Here is a 17085-nt window from a genome sequence, read left to right as displayed (position 1 = left end):
GTGCGAAGCGGGCGTGTGATGAGACGCCGGGCCGCGCGCGGATGCAGGTCGGTTCACGAAGCAGCATCGACCGTCACCCGGAGCGGGTTCAGTTCTTCGAGATCCCCGCGACAGCCCGGACCACGGCGGTGCAGCGGTCCTCGACGTACTCGAGGCCGGCGTCCTCGGCGATGCGGCGTGCCTCGGCGGAAACGATGCCCTGCTGCAGCCACAGTGCCTTCGCGCCGATTGCCACGGCGTCCGCCGCGATGCCAGCGGCCTCGGAGGACGGGCGGAAGACGTCGACGAGGTCCACCGGCTCCGGGATGTCCTTCAAGGACCGGTAGACCTTCTCGCCGAGCAATTCCGTCGCCGATGGGTGGACGGGGATGATGCGGAAGCCGTGTGCCTGCAGGGTCGCCGGCACCCCGTGCGCCGCCTTCGCCGGGTCGCGGCTCAGGCCCACGACCGCGATCGTCTTCGCGCTCGCGAGGATCTCTTCGGGGTTCATACCGGTGGAACGCTCCCGGCGGGACGGGGATTCCGCGGGCGGGTCAGAGCTTCCACAGCCGCAGCCCGCGGACCCGGTACACCGGCCAGACGAGGTGCCAGGGCTTGCGCCGCAGGAACGCGCCCGTGCAGGTCAGGATGTTGCGGGCCGAGGTGGTGGCGACGTCGTGCCGGTCCGGCCACACCTCGCCGCCGGCGCCGAGGGCGAGGCGGAACACCGTGGCGAGACCGCGGCCCTGCAGGTCGTAGCGGGCGCCCGTGTCGCCGGAATCCGGGGCGAGGCGGGCGATCTCGGTGCGGAACCCGCGTACGGCCTCGGCCGCCGCGCCGGCCGGCACGTCGGCGACGCTGCCCACGATGACGCGCCCGTGCAGGCGGCGGGCGAAGCGGGCGAGCAGCCGCCGCTCCCACCACGGCAGCACCCGCCGGTGGCTGAGCAGGGCCGCGCACTCGCCGTGGCCGGTGGTGAAGACGTCGGTGAGGTCGTCGTACGCGCTCAGGGCGGCGGGCTCGTTCAGGTGCAGCCGCACCTCGAAGCGGATGCGGGCGACCAGCTCGTCCAGGTGCTCGCGGTGGTCCACTCGCGCCTTCGCCCGGGATGAAGACCAATCGGACATGGCTCTCCCTCTTCTCGCGCCACAGGGTAAGGGAGGAAGGCCGCGCCGACCACGGCTTCAGCCGATCTTCGAGCCGTACATCTCCCCGAGGTCGTCGGCGATCAGCTCGATGCGGGCGCCGTCCGGGTCGGGGAAGTAGATCGACGTCTTGCTTTCCAGCTGGTAGGCGACGCCCGCGTCGTCGAGCCGGCCGCGCAGCTCGGCCCAGTGCTCGGGCGGCACGGACAGCGCGAGGTGGTGCAGCCCGCCGAGGACCTCCGCGTACGGGCCGAGGTCGAGGCCCGGCAGGTCGAAGAAGGCGAGGGCGTTGCCGTTGCCGACGTCGAAGAAGAAGTGGCTGGACCCCGGGTAGTCGCGGTTCTCGAACAGCTCGGTGAGCGGGAAGCCGAGGATGTCCTGGTAGAACGCGATGGTCCGCTCGACGTCGCTGGAGATCAGCGCGGTGTGGTGGATGCCGCGGCCGCTGGTGGCCGGTCGCTCGGCGACGGGGTGAAGGTGCTTGTCCCGCAACCGGTCGCGGACTTCGGCGAGCTTCGCGACTTCGGACTCGGTGGGTGCCATCGGGGTCACGTCCTCTCTGGGGCCTGTGTTCCGAAACGGTACGCCGATAATCTCTTGCGTGCAAGAGGTTGTCGAGCGAGAGAACTGGTTGTCCCGTCCAGTGGAACGGGGGTGTTGTCCGCGCGGGGCCGGCGCGGCAGAGTTCGTCGCGTCGGAAGGAGCCCATGGACGCCAGCGAACTGCAGGAAGCCGTCGCCCGGCTGGAACGCGCGCACGAGACGCGCGAGCCGATCGATCCCCTCGTCGAGGCCTTCCCGGGCGCGACCACCGAGGACGCCTACCGGATCCAGCAGGAGCTGGTGCGCCGTTGGGCCGGCGCCGGCGACCCGGTTCGTGGGCACAAGGTGGGCCTCGCCTCCGCCGCGATGCAGCGGCAGATGGGCGTCGACCAGCCCGACTACGGGCACCTGACCGGGTCGATGTTCCACCTCGAGCACCAGCCGATCCCGACCACGAAGTTCCTGCAGCCGCGGATCGAGCCGGAGGTGGCGTTTGTGCTCGGCGCGCCGCTGCGCGGGCCCGGGGTCACGGTCGCCGACGCCGTGCGCGCGGTGGACTTCGTGCTGCCGTCACTGGAGATCGTCGACTCGCGCATCAAGGATTGGCGCATCGCGCTCGTCGACACGATCGCCGACAACGCTTCGTCGGGCGGCGTGGTGCTCGGCAGCCGTCCGACCGTGCTCGGCGACGTCGACCTCCGGCTGGCTGGCTGCACCCTGCACGTGAACGGCGAACTGGTCGCGACCGGCGCGGGCGGCGCGGTGCTGGGCTCGCCGATCAACGCGCTCGTCTGGCTGGCCAACACCGTCGGCCCGCTCGGCGTGACCCTCGAGCCGGGGCACGTGGTGCTGCCGGGCTCGATGACCCGGGCGCATCCCGTGCGCCCCGGCGACACGGTCGTCGCGACGATGGCCGGCCTTGGCAGCGTGACTGCCGTGTTTTCCGGGGAGGACGCATGAGTCTCGGCATCCGCGAGGCGGCCGCGGAGCTGCTCGCCGCGACGGAGGCGCGCGCGCCGTTGACCGAGTCCTGGCCAGAACTGGACGTCGCGACGGCGTACGCCATCCAGGACGAGGCCCTGCGCCTGCGCCGAGAGCGCGGCGAAACGCTGGTGGGCGTGAAGCTCGGCCTGACCTCTCGTGCGAAGCAGCAGCGCATGGGCATCAGCTCGCCCTTGCTGGGCTGGCTGACCGACGCGATGGTGCTGCCCGCCGGCCAGCCCGTCCCGAGGCTGATCCACCCGCGCGCGGAGCCGGAGCTGGTCTTCGTGCTGGACCGGCGCCTCGCGGGGCCTGGCGTGACGGCGGCGACGGCGCTGGCCGCGGTCTCCCACGTCTACGGCGGAATCGAGATCATCGACAGCCGTTTCACTGATTACCGGTTCACGCTGCCGGACGTGGTGGCGGACAACGGTTCGTCCGCGGCATTCTGCCTTGGTCCGGTCGGCCTGCCACCGTCCTCAATGGACCTTTCGCTGGAGGCCGCGCTACTGGAGGTCGACGGCCAGATCGTCGACACCGCGACGGGCGCCGCCGTCCAGGGCCATCCCGCCGAAGCACTCGCGCTCGCGGCGAACGCGCTGGGCGCCCGCGGTCTCGCCCTCGAACCCGGCTGGCTGGTGCTGACGGGCGGCCTCACCGACGCGGTGGACCTGCGCCGGGGCTCCCGAGTGGCGGCCCACTTTTCCCATTTGGGCTCGGTGACACTCGCCGGATGACCTCGGCGCCGGTCGGCACTCGGTGCTCGGTGCCCGGCTGTGCCGCGCACCCGCTTGCCTGGTCGCTTGGCAGCCCGGGGCGCTTGTCGGGTGGCTCGGCGCCCGGCAGTAATGCTGGCTCGGTGGCTCGGTGGCTCGGTGGCTCGGTGGCTCGGTGGCTCGGCGTCCGATGGGCCCGGTGGCTTGGTGGCCCAGTGGTGTTTGTCGGGTGGCCCAGCGTCCGGCGGCGAAACTTGCCCGGTGCCCGGGACGGCGCCAGTCGGGTGGGCCGGCGTTCGGCGGAGGCGCTCGCGCGGTGAGCCGATGGGCCGGGGTGGTACTTGTCGGATGGTTCAGTGTTCGGCGGGGGCGTTCGCGCGGTGAGCCGGTGAGTCGGTGACTGGTGACCGGTTCAGGGCTTGGTGGTGGCCCGGTCGGCGATGCGGGTGATGCCGTTGATGACGCGGGGCCAGGCTTCGCGGGGGAGGTCGTGGCCCATGCCTGGGATGACGTCCAGGTCGGCGTGTAGGGCGCGGGCCGTGGCGCGGCCGCCGGAGACGTGGACCAGAGGGTCGCGCGCGCCGTGCACTACGAGGGACGGGACGGTGAGGCGGCGTAGTGCTGGGGTGCGGTCGTGGGTTGAGACGATGGCGGCCAGTTGGCGGATGGCGCCGCCGGGATGGACGCCGCGGTCGAAGGTTCGTTCTGCGCGGTTGCGCATCCGGTTCTCGTCGAAGGGGTAGCCCGGCGATCCGATCAGCCGGAACGTCTTCAGCAGCAACGCGACGTACTCCTCGCGCGTGCGCGGCTGCGTGGCCAGCATCATCGTCGCGGCGCGCAGGCTTGGGCGGCCCACGAGCCTGTTGCCGGTGGTGGACATGATCGACGTCAGCGACAGCACTCGCTCCGGCCGCCGGATGGCGAGCGTTTGCGCGATCATGCCGCCCATCGACGCACCGGCCACGTGCGCTTGCCCGATGCCGAGCGCGTCGAGCAGTCCGGCGGCGTCGTCGGCCAGGTCGGCGATCGTGTACGGCGCGGAACGCAGCAGGTAGGCGCGTGGCAGGTTCGCGCGCCCGGCCATCCGTGACGACCGGCCGACGTCCCGGTTGTCGAAGCGGACGACGCGGAAGCCGCGGGCGGCCAGGTCCTCGCAGAACTCGTCGTCCCACCAGATCATCGGCGCCGCCAGTCCCATGATGAGCAACAGCGGACGCCCCGACGGGTCGCCGAACGTCTCGTGACAGAGCGTCACACCGTTGGCCTCGATCATGGACTCGGTCATGTCACCAGTGTTTCCGGTCCACCCCACGACCGCAGGCCGACGTGACGGCATTCACCCCTCGCCCGCGCCGGGTTGCTCGGCTTCGCGGGTGTACCGGGCGCGCAGGAACGGGGTGAACTCGGCGGCCTGGCCCAGTTTCACGTCGATCTCGTGGGTGAGGACATCGCCGTCCGGGGTCAGCCGATGACGGGCGACGCCACGCGGGGTCTTCTTCTCCAAATACAGCGTGCCTTCCGTCCAGCCGCCGCGACCGGGTGAGTCGGGCGGGAAACCGTAACTGTCGAAGCCGTACCAGAGGGTCTCGCCAGTGGTCGGGTCGACGGTGAAAACGCTGTGGCCCAAAAGATGTGAGCCGTCTTCGCGTGTCTGCGCGTAGTCCTGGAGGAGGGCGAAGCCGTCGAGCGCCAGCCGGTACTGGCAGGTGGCTGTCGCGGTGGCGGCGGGCGCCCACGGTGACGCGGCGAGTTCCTCGGTGCCAGCCCAGTCGCCGACGAGCGCGGTGAGGGCTTCGTGCGCTTCGCCTCGGGTGGGCAGGTTCATCGGCCGCTCCGTTCATTTCGACAGGTGCCTGTCGATGTGCGAGGCTAGCACGCATGACACGGAGGTCCGCCCGAGCCGAAACGCTCACCCAGCTCGTCAACGAGGTTTTCCTTTCCAACGGCGCACTGCTGACAGCCGGTGACGCGCTGGCGGGTGTGGTCGGGCTGACCGCTGCGCAGTGGCAGGTGGTCGGCTTCCTTGAGGACGGCCCCGCATCTGCCGCCGAACTTGCCCGCCGTCGCGGCTTGCGGCGGCAGAGCGTGCAGGAGACGGTGAACCGCTTGCTGCGCAATGGAATGCTGACCCGTGCCAACAATCCCGCCGACGGTCGTGCGCCACTGCTGCACCTGACCCCGAAGGCCCGCACCGCCCTGGCGACGTTGGGCCGACGCCAGGCGAATTGGGCGGATGGGGTGGCATCCGGCATCGCGCCCGACGAGCTGGCGGTGACCTTGCGGACTTTGCGGGTGCTCCGGGAACACCTGGCTGACGCGGCGGCCGAGTAGGCCGACTGGACCAGCGCGGGCCGCCTGTCGGGTTTTTGTTGGCAAGAAAGGGAGATCGATCATGGTTGGCAGGATGGCCGGGTTCAGCCGTAATGAGCCGCGAGCCGGGAAAACGCGCGAGATTTGGGCCAGATGGGCGCCGGATGTCGATCGTGGTAACAAAGCGGTAACTTGAGCTACTCTCCGCCTGGTGACTCGTGACCTGGACGCCCTGTTGAACGAGCTGGACCTCGAGACCAAGACGCGCCTGCTCGCCGGGGCCACCGTCTGGTCGCTGCCGCCGGTGCCGGAGATCGGCCTCGGTGCGCTGGTTTTCTCGGACGGGCCGGTCGGCGTCCGCGGTGTGCAGTGGAGCGCCGGCGATCCCTCGGTGACCTTGCCGAGCCCCACGGCGCTGGCCGCCACCTGGGACCCCTCGCTGGCCCGGCGGGTCGGCGGGCTGCTCGCGGGCGAGGCCCAGCGCAAGGGTGTGCACGTGCTGCTCGCGCCCACCGTCAACCTGCAACGCTCGCCGCTGGGCGGACGCCACTTCGAGTGCTACTCCGAGGACCCGCTCCTGACCGGGCTGATCGGCGCCGGTTACGTGATCGGCGTGCAGTCGGGCGGGGTCGGCGTGACCGTGAAGCACTTCGTGGCCAACGATTCCGAGACCGAGCGCTTCACCGTGGACGTGCAGGTGGCCGAGCGCACCCTGCGCGAGCTCTACCTCGCGCCCTTCGAAATCATTGTGCGCCAAGCGAAGCCCTGGGGCGTGATGGCCGCCTACAACAGCGTGAACGGCCGCACCATGACCGAGCACGACGCGCTGGTGAACGGCGTGCTCCGCCGAGAGTGGGGCTTCGACGGGGTGGTGGTCTCCGACTGGCTCGCCGCGCGCGACACCGTCGGCGCGGCCAGGGGCGGGCTCGACATCGCGATGCCCGGCCCGAACACCGTCTACGGCGAGCGCCTCGCCGAGGCCGTGCGCGCCGGCAAGGTCAGCCCGAGACGGGTGGACGCCATGGTCCGCAGAGTGCTGATGCTGGCCGAGCGCACGCACGCGTTCACCGACCAGAAGCCGCCGAATCCGTCCGAAATAGACGGAGACGCGCTCGCGCAGGAAGTCGCGCAACGGTCTTTTGTGCTGCTGCGCAACGAAGAAGCCGCGCTTCCGCTCAAAACTCCGAAGAGCATCGCGCTCATCGGCGCCCTCGCCACCGACCCCAAGATCCTCGGCGGCGGCAGCGCCACCGTGTTCCCCGACCACATCATCTCCCCTCTGGACGGCCTGCGGGCCGCCCTTCCTCACGGCACCGAGCTGCGTTACGCACTCGGTGCCGACCCGAGAACGACGCTACCTCCGGCCACCGACAATTTCCGGCTCCGCGCGATGGTGCACGACGCGGGCGGCTCCGAACTCGCCACTTTTGCCCTCAGGGAAGGGAAAATCGACTGGATCGGCGAGCTGCCGCGCGGCCTCGACTTCGACACGCTCGACTCGGTCGACATCGCGGGCACGTTCACCCCGGCCGTCTCCGGCACCCACACCTTCGGCATCACCGGCACCGGCCACCTGACCCTGCGGGTCGGCCGCCAGACCCTGTTCGACGGCCCGAGCATCCCGTCCGGCGACATCTTCACCGCGATCATGAAGGTGCGGGAGCACCGCCGCGAAATCGAGCTGGAGGCCGGAAAGCCGGTCGACGTCCGCCTCACCTACCGCGTGCCCAAGGAGCTGCGCGCGTTCGCGCAGGGTTCGTTCGCCTGGCTCGTTTTCGGGCTCGGCCACCAGGAACCGGCGCCGGACCCGGACGCCGCGCTCAAGGAGGCCGTCCGGCTGGCCGGGCAGTCCGAGGTCGCGGTAGTCGTCGTCGGCACCACCGCGGAGGTCGAGAGCGAGGGCTTCGACCGCGCTTCCCTGCGGCTGCCCGGCCGTCAGGACGAGCTGGTGGCGAAAGTCGCCGCGGCCAACCCGAACACTGTCGTGGTGGTCAACGCGGGCGCGCCGGTCGAGCTGCCGTGGCGCGAGGACGTCGCCGCGATCCTGCTCACCTGGTTCCCCGGCCAGTCCGGCGGCGCCGCGCTCGCGAGTGTCCTGTTCGGACACGAGGAGCCCGGCGGCCGCCTCCCGACCACCTGGCCCGCGACGCTCGCGCAGAGCCCGGTCGCGGATGTCCAGCCGCGGCAAGGGATTCTCGAGTACGACGAGGGCGTGTTCATCGGCTACCGCGCCGCCCAGCCGGACGCCGCGTACTGCTTCGGCCACGGCCTCGGTTACACCACGTGGAGCTACGACGACCTCGCCGTCGTCCCGACGCCCGAAGGCGGTGCGGCGGTTCGCGTGCGCCTGCGCAACACCGGCGACCGCGCCGGCCGCGAAGTCGTCCAGGTCTACCTTTCCCCGGCGCAGCCCGACGCGGAGCGACCGGTCCGCTGGCTCGCGGGCTTCGCGACCGTCGAGGCAGGCCCCGGCGACGGCGTCACGGCCCTGATCCACGTCGAGCCGCGGGCCGCGGAGACCTGGCGGGCCGGCGCCTGGCGGCACAACGGTGGCGAGTACGTCTTCGAGGCCTCCCACTCCAGCACCGACCCCCGCCGCAGCACCACGGCGACGCTCGGGAAAACCCGTTGACCCCACGGGCCGGGAGGCGCTTGAGTACGCGCAAGCACCCTCGTAGACCAGAAAGGGAGGTGGGACCGATGTCCGGTAACTCGTTCACGCGCTCCCACCTCGGGCAGAGGGTGCCGAGGACCTGACGGGGGCGCGCTTTCCCGGAAGGACTTCCATGACCGATCTGGTCGTGCGCCCGCTCGTCGCGGGCGAAGAACACCTCTTCACCTCCCTGCCCACCGCCGGCCTCGTCGGCCGCGGCCTGCTCGGGCAGGACTACGCCGAACAAGCCGCCCGCGGCGAGTACCGCCCGGAGTGGACCTGGGTGGCGCTGCGCGAGGACGTTGTCGTGGCCCGTGCCGCCTGGTGGGGCGGTCCGGACGCCGAAGTCCCGGTCGCGCTGGACTGGCTCGACTTCACCGATTTCGACGCCGGCGTCCACCTGCTCCGCACCGCGCCGTGGCGGGCCGAGTTCTCCCTCATGACGCCGCCGGGCTGGCGCGACCGCCCCGACGTCGCCAAGGAGGCCACCGAGCGGATCCAGGTGGCCGAGGCCGCCGGGCTCGAGTTCCTGGTCGAGCGTTATTACTACGACTGGAGCCCCGCGAACGGCCTCCCGCCGAAACCCGGCCGCCTCACGTTCCGGCCCGAGCCGGACGACAACGTGGTGCTCGATATCTTCCGGCGCATCCACGTGGGCAGCCTCGACGCTCACGTCCGCCGCACCGTCGAAGAGCACGGCCTGAACGCCGCCGCGCAGGAGGACCTCGACATCCTGCGCGGGATGCGGGGCCCACGGGACTGGTGGCGGCTCGCGTACTCGCGTGAAGGAGAGGTCGTCGGCCTCATCGCGCCCACCAAGAATCCGCACGCCCACGTGGTCGGTTACGTCGCCGTCGTGCCCGAGCACCGCGGCCACGGCTACGCCTACGACCTGCTGGTGGAGGCGACCCACGAGCTGGCCGGCCACGGGGCCGAGCGGATCGTCGCGGGCACCGACGTCGCGAACGTCCCCATGGCGGCCGCGTTCGCCAAGGCCGGCTACCCCGTGAAGACCCACCGGATCGACCTGGTCTGACGGCGTGAGCAGCGTGTACTCTCCTCGCTAGAGCGATCTATCTAGTCATCAGGGGGCGAAGAATAGTGGACGTTCTCAAAGAAAAGGGCCTCACTCCGCTGCGGGTGATCCTGGGGTTCACGCTGCTCACCACGGTTCTGCACTACACGCACAACGTCGTCCGCGCGCAGGACTACCCGCAGCTCCAGGGCATCAGCGTCCTGGCGACGCAGATAGTGGTGGCGTTCGGCTGGGTGCTGTTCACGACGTTCGGCGCGCTCGGCTATCGCGACTACCGGAACGGCCGGTACTGGCGCGCGCTGGCGTTCCTGCTGGTCTACTCGCTTTCGGGGCTCGCCAGCGCCGCCCACTTCCTCGTGGGCACGCTGCGGATCCCGGCGTTCTGGTACGCCACGGTCTTCACCGACGCGCTGTCCGCGCTGGCGCTGTGGATCTTCGTCTGCTGGGCGGCCATGCGGCTCAACCGGGTGAGTATCGTCGATCAAGTCCTACATAACATTGACGTTGGTCACTAACGTGTAGACAATCGATGGGGTGACGACCCCCACACCGGTGACCTTCGAGCGCCATCCGGACAGCTACCGGCACTGGCGCCTGACCGTGGACGACGACGTCGCGTGGCTGGAGATGGACGTCGACGAGCAGGGCGGCATCGTGCCCGGGTACGAGCTGAAGCTGAACTCGTACGACCTCGGCGTCGACATCGAGCTGTACGACGCGACCCAGCGGCTGCGGTTCGAGCACCCCGGGGTCCGCGCCGTCGTCGTGACCAGCGCCAAGGACAAGGTGTTCTGCGCCGGCGCGAACATCCGCATGCTCGCCGCGTCGGAGCACCACTGGAAGGTGAACTTCTGCAAGTTCACCAACGAGACCCGCAACGGCATCGAGGACGCCACCGAGCACTCCGGTCAGCGGTACCTGGCCGCGGTGAACGGGAGCTGCGCGGGCGGCGGTTACGAAATCGCCTTGGCGTGCGAGAAGATCCTGCTCGTGGACGACAACTCGTCGACGGTCGCGCTGCCCGAGGTGCCGCTGCTCGGCGTGCTGCCCGGCACCGGCGGCCTCACCCGGGTGGTCGACAAGCGCCGCGTGCGCCGCGACCGCGCGGACGTGTTCGCGACGCGTTCCGACGGCGTCAAGGGCAAGACCGCCGTCGACTGGCGCCTGGTCGACGAGCTGGTGCCGCGCCAGGAATTCCGCGAGACCGTGCTGTCACGCGCGCGGGACCTGGCCGACGAATCCGACCGCCTGCCCGCCGACGGCGGCGTCGAGCTGACCCCGCTGAACTGCGAGGACACCGAAAACGGCCTGAAATACCGGTTTGTCGACGTCGCTTACGACCGGGCCGGCTCGGTGGCCACACTCACCGTCCACGGCCCGCAGGGCGACCCCGGCGACCTGCACGCCGAGGGCGCCGACGGCTGGCTGCTCGCGATGACCCGCGAGCTGGACGACGCCATCCTTCGCTTGCGCACCAACGAGAACGAGCTGGGCACGTGGGTGCTGCGCACCGAGGGCGACCCGGCGAAGGTGCTCGCGTACGAGCAGGCCGTGCTCGGCGCGAAGGGCTGGCTGAGCAACGAGATCCTGCACTACTACAAGCGCACGCTGAAGCGCCTCGACGTCACCAGCCGCACGCTCATCGCGCTGATCGAGCCGGGCAGCTGCTTCGCCGGGGTGCTGCTGGAGCTGGCGCTGGCGGCCGACCGTCAGTACATTTTGGACGGTCCGCCCATTGACGACGAGGATAGCGACGAACGGGCGTCGATCATCTTGTCGGAGGCCAATTTCGGCCCGTTCCCGATGGGCAACGGCCTCACCCGCCTGCAGTCGCGCTTCTACGGCGACGACGACCATGTCGCCTGGCTGGCCCGTGAACGCGGCCACGCGCTGGCCCCCGCCGAGACCGTCGAGCTGGGCCTGGTCACCGACGCCCCGGACGACCTCGACTGGGAGGACGAGATCCGGATCGCGCTGGAGGGCCGCGCGTCGCTGAGCCCCGACGCGCTCACCGGGATGGAGGCGAACCACCGGTTCGTCGGCCCCGAAACCATCGAGACCAAGATCTTCGGCCGGCTCACGGCCTGGCAGAACTGGATCTTCACCCGACCGAACGCCTCCGGCCCGGAGGGCGCCCTGCGCCGCTACGGCACGGGCCAGAAGGCGGTCTTCGACAGGAAGCGGGTCTGAGCAGATGCCCGAACGGATCGACTACGACGCCAAGATCCCGAACAACGTCAGCCTGGCCGACGACCGGCGGCTGCAGCGGGCGCTGGAGGGCTGGCAGCCGAAGTTCATGAACTGGTGGGGCGAGATGGGCCCGACGCTGCAGACCGAGGGCGTCTACCTGCGCACCGCCGTCAGCGTCGGGCGGGAGGGCTGGGCGCACTTCGACCACGTGAACGTGCCCGACTACCGCTGGGGCATCTTCCTCGCCGAGCGCGACCCGGACCGCCGCATCGCCTTCGGCGAGCACCAGGGCGAGCCGGTGTGGCAGCAGGTGCCGGGCGAGTACCGCGCCGACCTGCAGCGGCTGATCGTGATCCAGGGCGACACCGAGCCCGCGTCGGTCGAGCAGCAGCGCCTGCTCGGGCTGACCGCGCCGAGCCTGTACGACCTGCGGAACCTGTTCCAGGTGAACGTCGAGGAGGGCCGTCACCTGTGGGCGATGGTCTACCTGCTGCACGCCTACTTCGGCCGCGAGGGCCGGGACGAGGCGGAAAGCCTGCTGCTGCGCAACTCCGGCAGCCCGGACGCGCCGCGCATCCTCGGCGCGTTCAACGAGGAGACGGCCGACTGGCTGGCCTTCTACATGTTCACCTACTTCACCGACCGTGACGGCAAGTACCAGCTGGGCACGCTCAAGGAAAGCTCGTTCGACCCGCTTTCGCGCACCTGCGAGTTCATGCTGAAGGAGGAAGCGCACCACATGTTCGTCGGCACCACCGGGGTCGACCGCGTGGTGCAGCGCAGCGCCGACCTGGTGCGCGAGCACGACACCCTCGAAATCGGCTCGCACGGCGGCATCCCGCTGGACATCATCCAGAAGTACATCAACTTCCACTACACCGTGTCGCTGGACCTGTTCGGCAGCGAGACCTCGACGAACGCGGCGAACTACTACACCGCCGGGCTCAAGGGCCGCTGGCAGGAGGGCCGCCGCAAGGACGACCACAAGCTCACCGACGACGCCCGCACGCTGGACCGCCCGCGGGAGGACGGCACGTGGACGTCGGAGGAGCTGCAGGCGATCCTGTTGCTGAACCTCGACCTGCGCGGCGAGTACGTGGCCGACTGCCAGACCGGCGTCAAGCGCTGGAACAAGATCCTGGACGACGCCGGCATCGGGTTCCGGTTCAAGCTGCCGCACCCTGGCTTCAACCGCGAGGTCGGCATAAACTCCGGCCACCACGTCACTCCCGACGGCACCATCGTCGACGAGGCGACGTGGCAGGCCGCGAAGCACCAGTGGCTGCCCACGACCGAGGACCTGACGTTCGTCCGCTCGCTCATGCACCCGGTGTACGAGCGCGGGAAGATCGCCAGCTGGGTCGCGCCGCCGCGCCAGGGCATCAACGGCAAGCCCTTCGACTACGAGTACGTGCACCTCACCTGAGGGGGGCCATGACGGTTCCGGCGAGCGGCGGGTTCAACGCCGCCGAATACCTGCTGGGCGCGGGGCAGCCCGACGCCCCCGCGGTCGTGTCCGCGCGGCGGACGCTCAGCTACGCCGAGCTCACGGCGGAGGCCCACCGGGTCGCGTCCGGGCTCCGGTCGCTGGGCGTGCGGCCGGAGGAGCGGGTGATGCTGTGCATGGTCGACGACGTCGAGCTGCTCACCGGGATCCTCGGCGCGATGCTCGCGGGCGCCGTCGCGGTGCCGGTGTCCACCATGGTCACCGGGCTGGAGCTGGGCCGGGTGCTGGCCGACTCGCGGGCGCGGGTGCTCGCGGTGTCCGGCGAGTTCGCCGGGCAGGCGGTGGCGGCGCTGGGGATCGCGCCGGAGGTGACCGACGTGCTGCTCGACCGGGCGGACCCGGCGCAGTTCCCGCCGGGCGTCCGCGCGCACCACTGGACCGACGTGACCACTGTGGACGATGCCGAGTTCAGTACCGCGCGCACGTGGGCCGACTCGCCGGCGCTGTGGCTGTACACCTCGGGCACCACCGGGCAGCCGAAGGGCGCGATGCACCGGCACGCGGGCATCCGCGCGGTGTGCGAGACGTACGCCAAGGAAATCCTCGAGACGACGCCGGACGACCGGTTCCTGTCCGTGGCGAAGCTGTTCTTCGCCTACGGGCTGGGAAATTCGGCGTTCTTCCCGCTCGCCGTCGGCGCGACGACGCTGCTGGAGCCCTCGCGTCCGACGCCCGCGCTGTTCGCGGCCCGCGCGAAGGCCGACAAGCCGACGTTGTTCTTCGGCGTCCCGACGTTCTTCGCCGCGCTGCTGGCCAGCGACGTCCCGGACGACTCGTTCGCCTCGGTGCGTTACGCCGTTTCGGCCGGGGAACCGTTGCCGGCGGCCATCTTCACGCGTTTCCGCGACCGCTTCGGCGTGGAGATCCTGGACGGGATCGGGTCCACCGAGGCGATGCACATCTTCCTGTCCAACCGCCCCGGCACGATCCGGCCGGGCAGCACGGGCACCGCCGTGCCCGGGTACCAGGTGCAGCTGCGCGACGAGGCGGGTGCGCTGATCGAGGCCGTCGGGCAGGCAGGTGAGTTGTTCGTCTCCGGCCCGTCCACGGCGACGGGCTACTGGGCGCGCTACGACGCCACGAAGCTCGTGTTCCAGGGTGAATGGCTGCGCACGGGCGACAGTTACGTGCGCAACGAGGACGGCACGTACACCTGTCTCGGCCGCTTCGGCGACATGCTGAAGGCGGGCGGGATCTGGGTGTCACCGTCCGAAGTGGAGGAACGGCTGTTGGAGCACCCCGCCGTCGCCGAGGTGGCGGTGGTTTCGGCGCCGGACGCCGACGGGCTGGACAAGCCGGTGGCGTGTGTTGTCGCGGCGCCGCAACAGAAAGTGGACGCGGACGAGCTGATCGAGTTCTGCCGGGCGGGGCTGGCGGCGTTCAAGCGGCCGCGTGGCGTGGTGGAGCTGGCCGAGCTGCCGAAGACGGCCACCGGCAAGGTCCGCCGGAACGTGATCCGCGAGCTGGTCCGCGAGTCGCTGCTCGCGGGCGGAGCCGCTGGCGTGATCGACTGGACCGCATGATCGACGGTCGTTTCGTGGTCGACGCCCACGTCCACACCCCGCGCCTGCCCACGCTGAAACCGGCCTGGCTGGACTGGGCCCGCGACTTCGCCGGCTCGTACCCGTGGCGCACGGTGTACGACGAAGACGGTGCGGTGATCCCCGCGGCCATGGACGAGCTGATGGACTCCGAGGGCGTCGACCGCGTGCTGCTGTTCTGCGAGTACAGCCCGCGTGCGACGGGCATTCAGCCGATCGAGGACAACCTCCCGCTGGTGGCGCACAATCCCGAGCGTTTCCGCCTGGTGGCGAACGTGAACCCGTACCTGCACCACCCGGTGCGCGACGAGGTGGCGCGGCAGCTGGACCTGGGCGCGGTGGCGCTGAAGATCCACCCGGTGCACGGCGCGTTCTCCCCGGCGGACAAAGAGCTTTACCCGGTGTACGAGCTGTGCGCGGCACGCGGCGTGCCGGTGATCCTCCACTCGGGACTTTCGGTGTTTCCCGGCGCCAGGGCGAGTTTCGGCGATCCGCTGCTGCTGTCGGACGTGGTCGAGGACTTCCCGACGGTGGACTTCGTCTTCGCCCACGGCGGCCGCGGCTGGTGGTACGACGTCGCCGCCTTCATGGCCCAGGCGCGGCCGAACGTGTGGCTGGACCTGGCCGGCCTGCCCCCGAAGAAGCTCCCGGAGTACTACGCCCGCTTCGACCTGGTGCGGCTCGCACGCAAGTGGATCTTCGGCACGGACTGGCCGGGCATCCCGGGCACCGCGGTGAACGTCCGCGCGGTGGCGGATCTGGGGCTGCCTGAGGACGTGCTGGAGGGTGTCCTGTCGGGCAATGCGGTGCGATTGATGCCCGGGTTGCGGTAATTCACCCTTTCCGGGGTTTGTCCCTTTTTGCCGGATCCGTGCGCAGGTGAGTGGCGTCTGCGTTTGGTGACACGGCGACGAAGGGACACACCGCGATGTGGGGCGAGACCGACCTCCGAAGACTCTCCGCACTCGTGGTCCGGGTGCTCGCCGCCGATCCGGGCCTGCGGGGCGACGCGGAGGACGCCTGCCAGTCCGCGTGGCTCGACTTCCTGCGGCGGCCGGTCGTGCTCCGCGACCAGACCCGTCTCGGCGGCTGGCTGACCACGGTCGCCCGCCGCCACGCGGCCCGCGCGATCGCCGGCCGCGCGCGGGACGGGGCGGCGCCGGACACTCAGCCCGTGGCGTCCCCGGAAGCGGCGTTCCTGGCTGCGGAACGGGACACGGCGCTGTGGCGCGCGGTCGACCGCCTGCCTGACCGCCACCGCCGGTTGCTGGTCCTGCTGGCCTACTGCCCGGACCTTTCGCCCCGCGAAGTGGCCGCCGCGCTGGGCGTCGCCCCGGGCAGCCTTTCGGCGCTCCGCCGCCGCTGCTTCGCCACCCTTCGCCACCGGTTGACGTCGGAAGGCTTCAGCTACCCGTGAGCACCGGACTCGTGAGTGTTTATGACGGTTCTAACCGTCATAAACACTCACAAGCCTGGTCAGCCGTTCACCGTTCGCAGCGTGCGCATGGCTTCCGCCAGTGCCGGGGCGTCGTCGCCGAGTGGGGTCAGGACGATTCGGCGCAGGATTTCCGCGCAGGCGGTGCGGGCGCGCTTGGCGACGTCGAGGCCGTGGTCGGTGAGCGAGGCGAACGTGACGCGGCGGTCGTCCGGGCTGGGCACGCGGCAGATGAGGTCGGCGGCGACCAGGCGGTCCGCGACCTTCGTGAAGCCGCCGCTGGAGAGGGCGGCCTCGGTGGCCAGGCGGGTCATCGGCATGCGGTGGTCGGGGGAGCGCACCAGGCGCAGCAGGATGTCGAACGACGCCGGCGCCAGGCCGAACCGGTCGGCGATCTCGCCCATGAGCCGGTCCTGCGTCGCGAGGTAGCCCTCGATCACCAGGCCCCACCAGGTCACGATCTCGTCGTCGTCCGTGTTCGGGTCAGGGATCACGCGAGCCACGGTACCGCTATTTCTCACGCGCGAGAGACCGGCGCTTGCTCCTAGAGTGATCCGCACCGACGCTCAAGGAGGGCCGCCCGTGGTCAGGACGCTCACCGCCCGGCCCACCGTGAAGCTGGGCCACCTGATCGGCAAGAGCTACGAGTCGCGGTTCACCGGCGATGTCACCAAGTCCACCTACCGCACCTGCTCGCTCCCCGAGCGTCCGGACGAGGGCAGCCGGGTGCAGGCGGTGGCTTGTGAGTACTGCGAGGAGCTGGTCGGTTTCCGGATCTACAGCATCGCGGGCACCGTCCGGCTGCGACGGCGCTGGCTGGTGCTCGGCTGCGTCGGCCTGGTGGTGTCCGGCCTCGCCGGGGCCGACCTGTTCCGGTCGCATCCGCTCTTGGCCCAGACGGCCGGCCTGGTGGTGTTGTCCGCCGCGCTGGTCGCTCTCGGGCTCGCCGCCGTGATCGCCGGATTCATCGGCTGCCGCCAGGACGACGGGGTGCGGTTGCTCTCGGGGCGGCCGCGGCACAACATGCTGTAACCACGGCCGAGGCTCGCT

18 protein-coding genes are annotated in these 17085 nt (G+C 70.5%); 12 read left to right on the top strand and 6 right to left on the bottom strand.

Annotated features, from left to right (window positions below; genetic code table 11):
* Positions 1-88: 88 nt before the first annotated feature.
* The 3 genes from OG943_RS33030 to OG943_RS33020 are packed head-to-tail and all read right to left on the bottom strand — an operon-like array spanning position 89 to position 1667.
* Positions 89-490: a CoA-binding protein gene (locus OG943_RS33030; RefSeq protein WP_328604835.1), complete on the bottom strand. Its 402-nt coding sequence runs from the start codon at positions 488-490 to the stop codon at positions 89-91.
* 43 nt (positions 491-533) lie between these two features.
* Positions 534-1106 carry a hypothetical protein gene (locus OG943_RS33025; RefSeq protein WP_328604834.1) on the bottom strand — a complete coding sequence of 191 codons (573 nt, stop codon included), beginning with the start codon at positions 1104-1106 and terminating at the stop codon, positions 534-536.
* 57 nt (positions 1107-1163) lie between these two features.
* Entirely contained in the window at positions 1164-1667 is a 504-nt protein-coding gene (locus tag OG943_RS33020; RefSeq protein WP_328604833.1) for a VOC family protein, read from the bottom strand.
* Between the two features lie 164 nt (positions 1668-1831).
* Between OG943_RS33020 and OG943_RS33015 the strand changes: the two genes are divergently transcribed.
* Together OG943_RS33015 and OG943_RS33010 are read left to right on the top strand one after the other, a co-directional pair.
* Positions 1832-2626: a 2-keto-4-pentenoate hydratase gene (locus tag OG943_RS33015; RefSeq protein ID WP_328604832.1), complete on the top strand. Its 795-nt coding sequence runs from the start codon at positions 1832-1834 to the stop codon at positions 2624-2626.
* The gene (locus OG943_RS33010) at positions 2623-3384 is read left to right on the top strand and encodes a 2-keto-4-pentenoate hydratase (protein WP_328604831.1); all 762 of its coding nucleotides are present in this window, start codon (positions 2623-2625) and stop codon (positions 3382-3384) included. Before OG943_RS33015 ends, OG943_RS33010 begins: the two co-directional genes overlap by 4 nt.
* A gap of 391 nt (positions 3385-3775) precedes the next feature.
* On the opposite strand, the gene OG943_RS33005 is transcribed toward OG943_RS33010, so the two are convergent.
* Both OG943_RS33005 and OG943_RS33000 read right to left on the bottom strand, forming a co-directional pair.
* Positions 3776-4648 carry an alpha/beta fold hydrolase gene (locus OG943_RS33005; RefSeq protein WP_328604830.1) on the bottom strand — a complete coding sequence of 291 codons (873 nt, stop codon included), beginning with the start codon at positions 4646-4648 and terminating at the stop codon, positions 3776-3778.
* Positions 4649-4699: 51 nt separating this feature from the next.
* Entirely contained in the window at positions 4700-5188 is a 489-nt protein-coding gene (locus OG943_RS33000) for a DUF1579 family protein (protein ID WP_328604829.1), read from the bottom strand.
* 53 nt (positions 5189-5241) lie between these two features.
* On the opposite strand from OG943_RS33000, the gene OG943_RS32995 reads away from it, so the two are divergent.
* From OG943_RS32995 to OG943_RS32955, 9 genes are all read left to right on the top strand, one after another.
* Positions 5242-5694, top strand: coding sequence for a MarR family winged helix-turn-helix transcriptional regulator (locus tag OG943_RS32995; protein WP_328604828.1), 453 nt, complete (start codon positions 5242-5244; stop codon positions 5692-5694).
* Positions 5695-5884: 190 nt separating this feature from the next.
* Positions 5885-8305: a beta-glucosidase H gene (locus tag OG943_RS32990; RefSeq protein WP_328604827.1), complete on the top strand. Its 2421-nt coding sequence runs from the start codon at positions 5885-5887 to the stop codon at positions 8303-8305.
* A 154-nt stretch (positions 8306-8459) separates the two neighbouring features.
* Entirely contained in the window at positions 8460-9362 is a 903-nt protein-coding gene (locus tag OG943_RS32985) for a GNAT family N-acetyltransferase (protein WP_328604826.1), read from the top strand.
* Positions 9363-9427: 65 nt separating this feature from the next.
* On the top strand, positions 9428-9877 hold the full coding sequence (locus tag OG943_RS32980) for a hypothetical protein (protein ID WP_328604825.1): 450 nt from the start codon (positions 9428-9430) through the stop codon (positions 9875-9877).
* A 19-nt stretch (positions 9878-9896) separates the two neighbouring features.
* On the top strand, positions 9897-11552 hold the full coding sequence (gene boxC, locus OG943_RS32975) for a 2,3-epoxybenzoyl-CoA dihydrolase (protein ID WP_328604824.1): 1656 nt from the start codon (positions 9897-9899) through the stop codon (positions 11550-11552).
* Positions 11553-11556: 4 nt separating this feature from the next.
* The gene (gene boxB / locus OG943_RS32970) at positions 11557-12978 is read left to right on the top strand and encodes a benzoyl-CoA 2,3-epoxidase subunit BoxB (RefSeq protein WP_328604823.1); all 1422 of its coding nucleotides are present in this window, start codon (positions 11557-11559) and stop codon (positions 12976-12978) included.
* A gap of 8 nt (positions 12979-12986) precedes the next feature.
* Positions 12987-14582, top strand: a complete 1596-nt coding sequence (locus OG943_RS32965; protein WP_328604822.1) for a benzoate-CoA ligase family protein — start codon at positions 12987-12989, stop codon at positions 14580-14582.
* Entirely contained in the window at positions 14579-15433 is an 855-nt protein-coding gene (locus OG943_RS32960) for an amidohydrolase family protein (protein WP_328604821.1), read from the top strand. Before OG943_RS32965 ends, OG943_RS32960 begins: the two co-directional genes overlap by 4 nt.
* Before the next feature lie 95 nt (positions 15434-15528).
* Positions 15529-16017 carry an RNA polymerase sigma factor gene (locus OG943_RS32955; RefSeq protein ID WP_328604820.1) on the top strand — a complete coding sequence of 163 codons (489 nt, stop codon included), beginning with the start codon at positions 15529-15531 and terminating at the stop codon, positions 16015-16017.
* Between the two features lie 59 nt (positions 16018-16076).
* On the opposite strand, the gene OG943_RS32950 is transcribed toward OG943_RS32955, so the two are convergent.
* Entirely contained in the window at positions 16077-16529 is a 453-nt protein-coding gene (locus OG943_RS32950; protein ID WP_328604819.1) for a MarR family winged helix-turn-helix transcriptional regulator, read from the bottom strand.
* Between the two features lie 88 nt (positions 16530-16617).
* On the opposite strand from OG943_RS32950, the gene OG943_RS32945 reads away from it, so the two are divergent.
* A complete protein-coding gene (locus OG943_RS32945; RefSeq protein ID WP_328604818.1) occupies positions 16618-17067 on the top strand; it encodes a hypothetical protein in 450 nt (149 codons plus the stop codon).
* The last annotated feature ends 18 nt before the right edge of the window (positions 17068-17085 follow it).

Origin of the sequence: Amycolatopsis sp. NBC_00345, assembly GCF_036116635.1 — a bacterium.
Lineage (GTDB): Bacteria > Actinomycetota > Actinomycetes > Mycobacteriales > Pseudonocardiaceae > Amycolatopsis.
Note: the sequence above shows the minus strand (reverse complement) of the source record. Positions and strands in the feature narration are given on the sequence as shown.

Coding starts and splice junctions, on each gene's coding strand:
- OG943_RS32955 (WP_328604820.1), top strand. CDS start 15,529: ATGTGGGGCGAGACCGACCTCCGAAGACTCTCCGCACTCGTGGTCCGG.
- OG943_RS33030 (WP_328604835.1), bottom strand. CDS start 490: ATGAACCCCGAAGAGATCCTCGCGAGCGCGAAGACGATCGCGGTCGTG.
- OG943_RS32985 (WP_328604826.1), top strand. CDS start 8,460: ATGACCGATCTGGTCGTGCGCCCGCTCGTCGCGGGCGAAGAACACCTC.
- OG943_RS32960 (WP_328604821.1), top strand. CDS start 14,579: ATGATCGACGGTCGTTTCGTGGTCGACGCCCACGTCCACACCCCGCGC.
- OG943_RS33020 (WP_328604833.1), bottom strand. CDS start 1,667: ATGGCACCCACCGAGTCCGAAGTCGCGAAGCTCGCCGAAGTCCGCGAC.
- OG943_RS33005 (WP_328604830.1), bottom strand. CDS start 4,648: ATGACCGAGTCCATGATCGAGGCCAACGGTGTGACGCTCTGTCACGAG.
- OG943_RS33015 (WP_328604832.1), top strand. CDS start 1,832: ATGGACGCCAGCGAACTGCAGGAAGCCGTCGCCCGGCTGGAACGCGCG.
- OG943_RS32965 (WP_328604822.1), top strand. CDS start 12,987: ATGACGGTTCCGGCGAGCGGCGGGTTCAACGCCGCCGAATACCTGCTG.
- OG943_RS32995 (WP_328604828.1), top strand. CDS start 5,242: ATGACACGGAGGTCCGCCCGAGCCGAAACGCTCACCCAGCTCGTCAAC.
- OG943_RS33000 (WP_328604829.1), bottom strand. CDS start 5,188: ATGAACCTGCCCACCCGAGGCGAAGCGCACGAAGCCCTCACCGCGCTC.
- OG943_RS33010 (WP_328604831.1), top strand. CDS start 2,623: ATGAGTCTCGGCATCCGCGAGGCGGCCGCGGAGCTGCTCGCCGCGACG.
- OG943_RS33025 (WP_328604834.1), bottom strand. CDS start 1,106: ATGTCCGATTGGTCTTCATCCCGGGCGAAGGCGCGAGTGGACCACCGC.
- boxB (WP_328604823.1), top strand. CDS start 11,557: ATGCCCGAACGGATCGACTACGACGCCAAGATCCCGAACAACGTCAGC.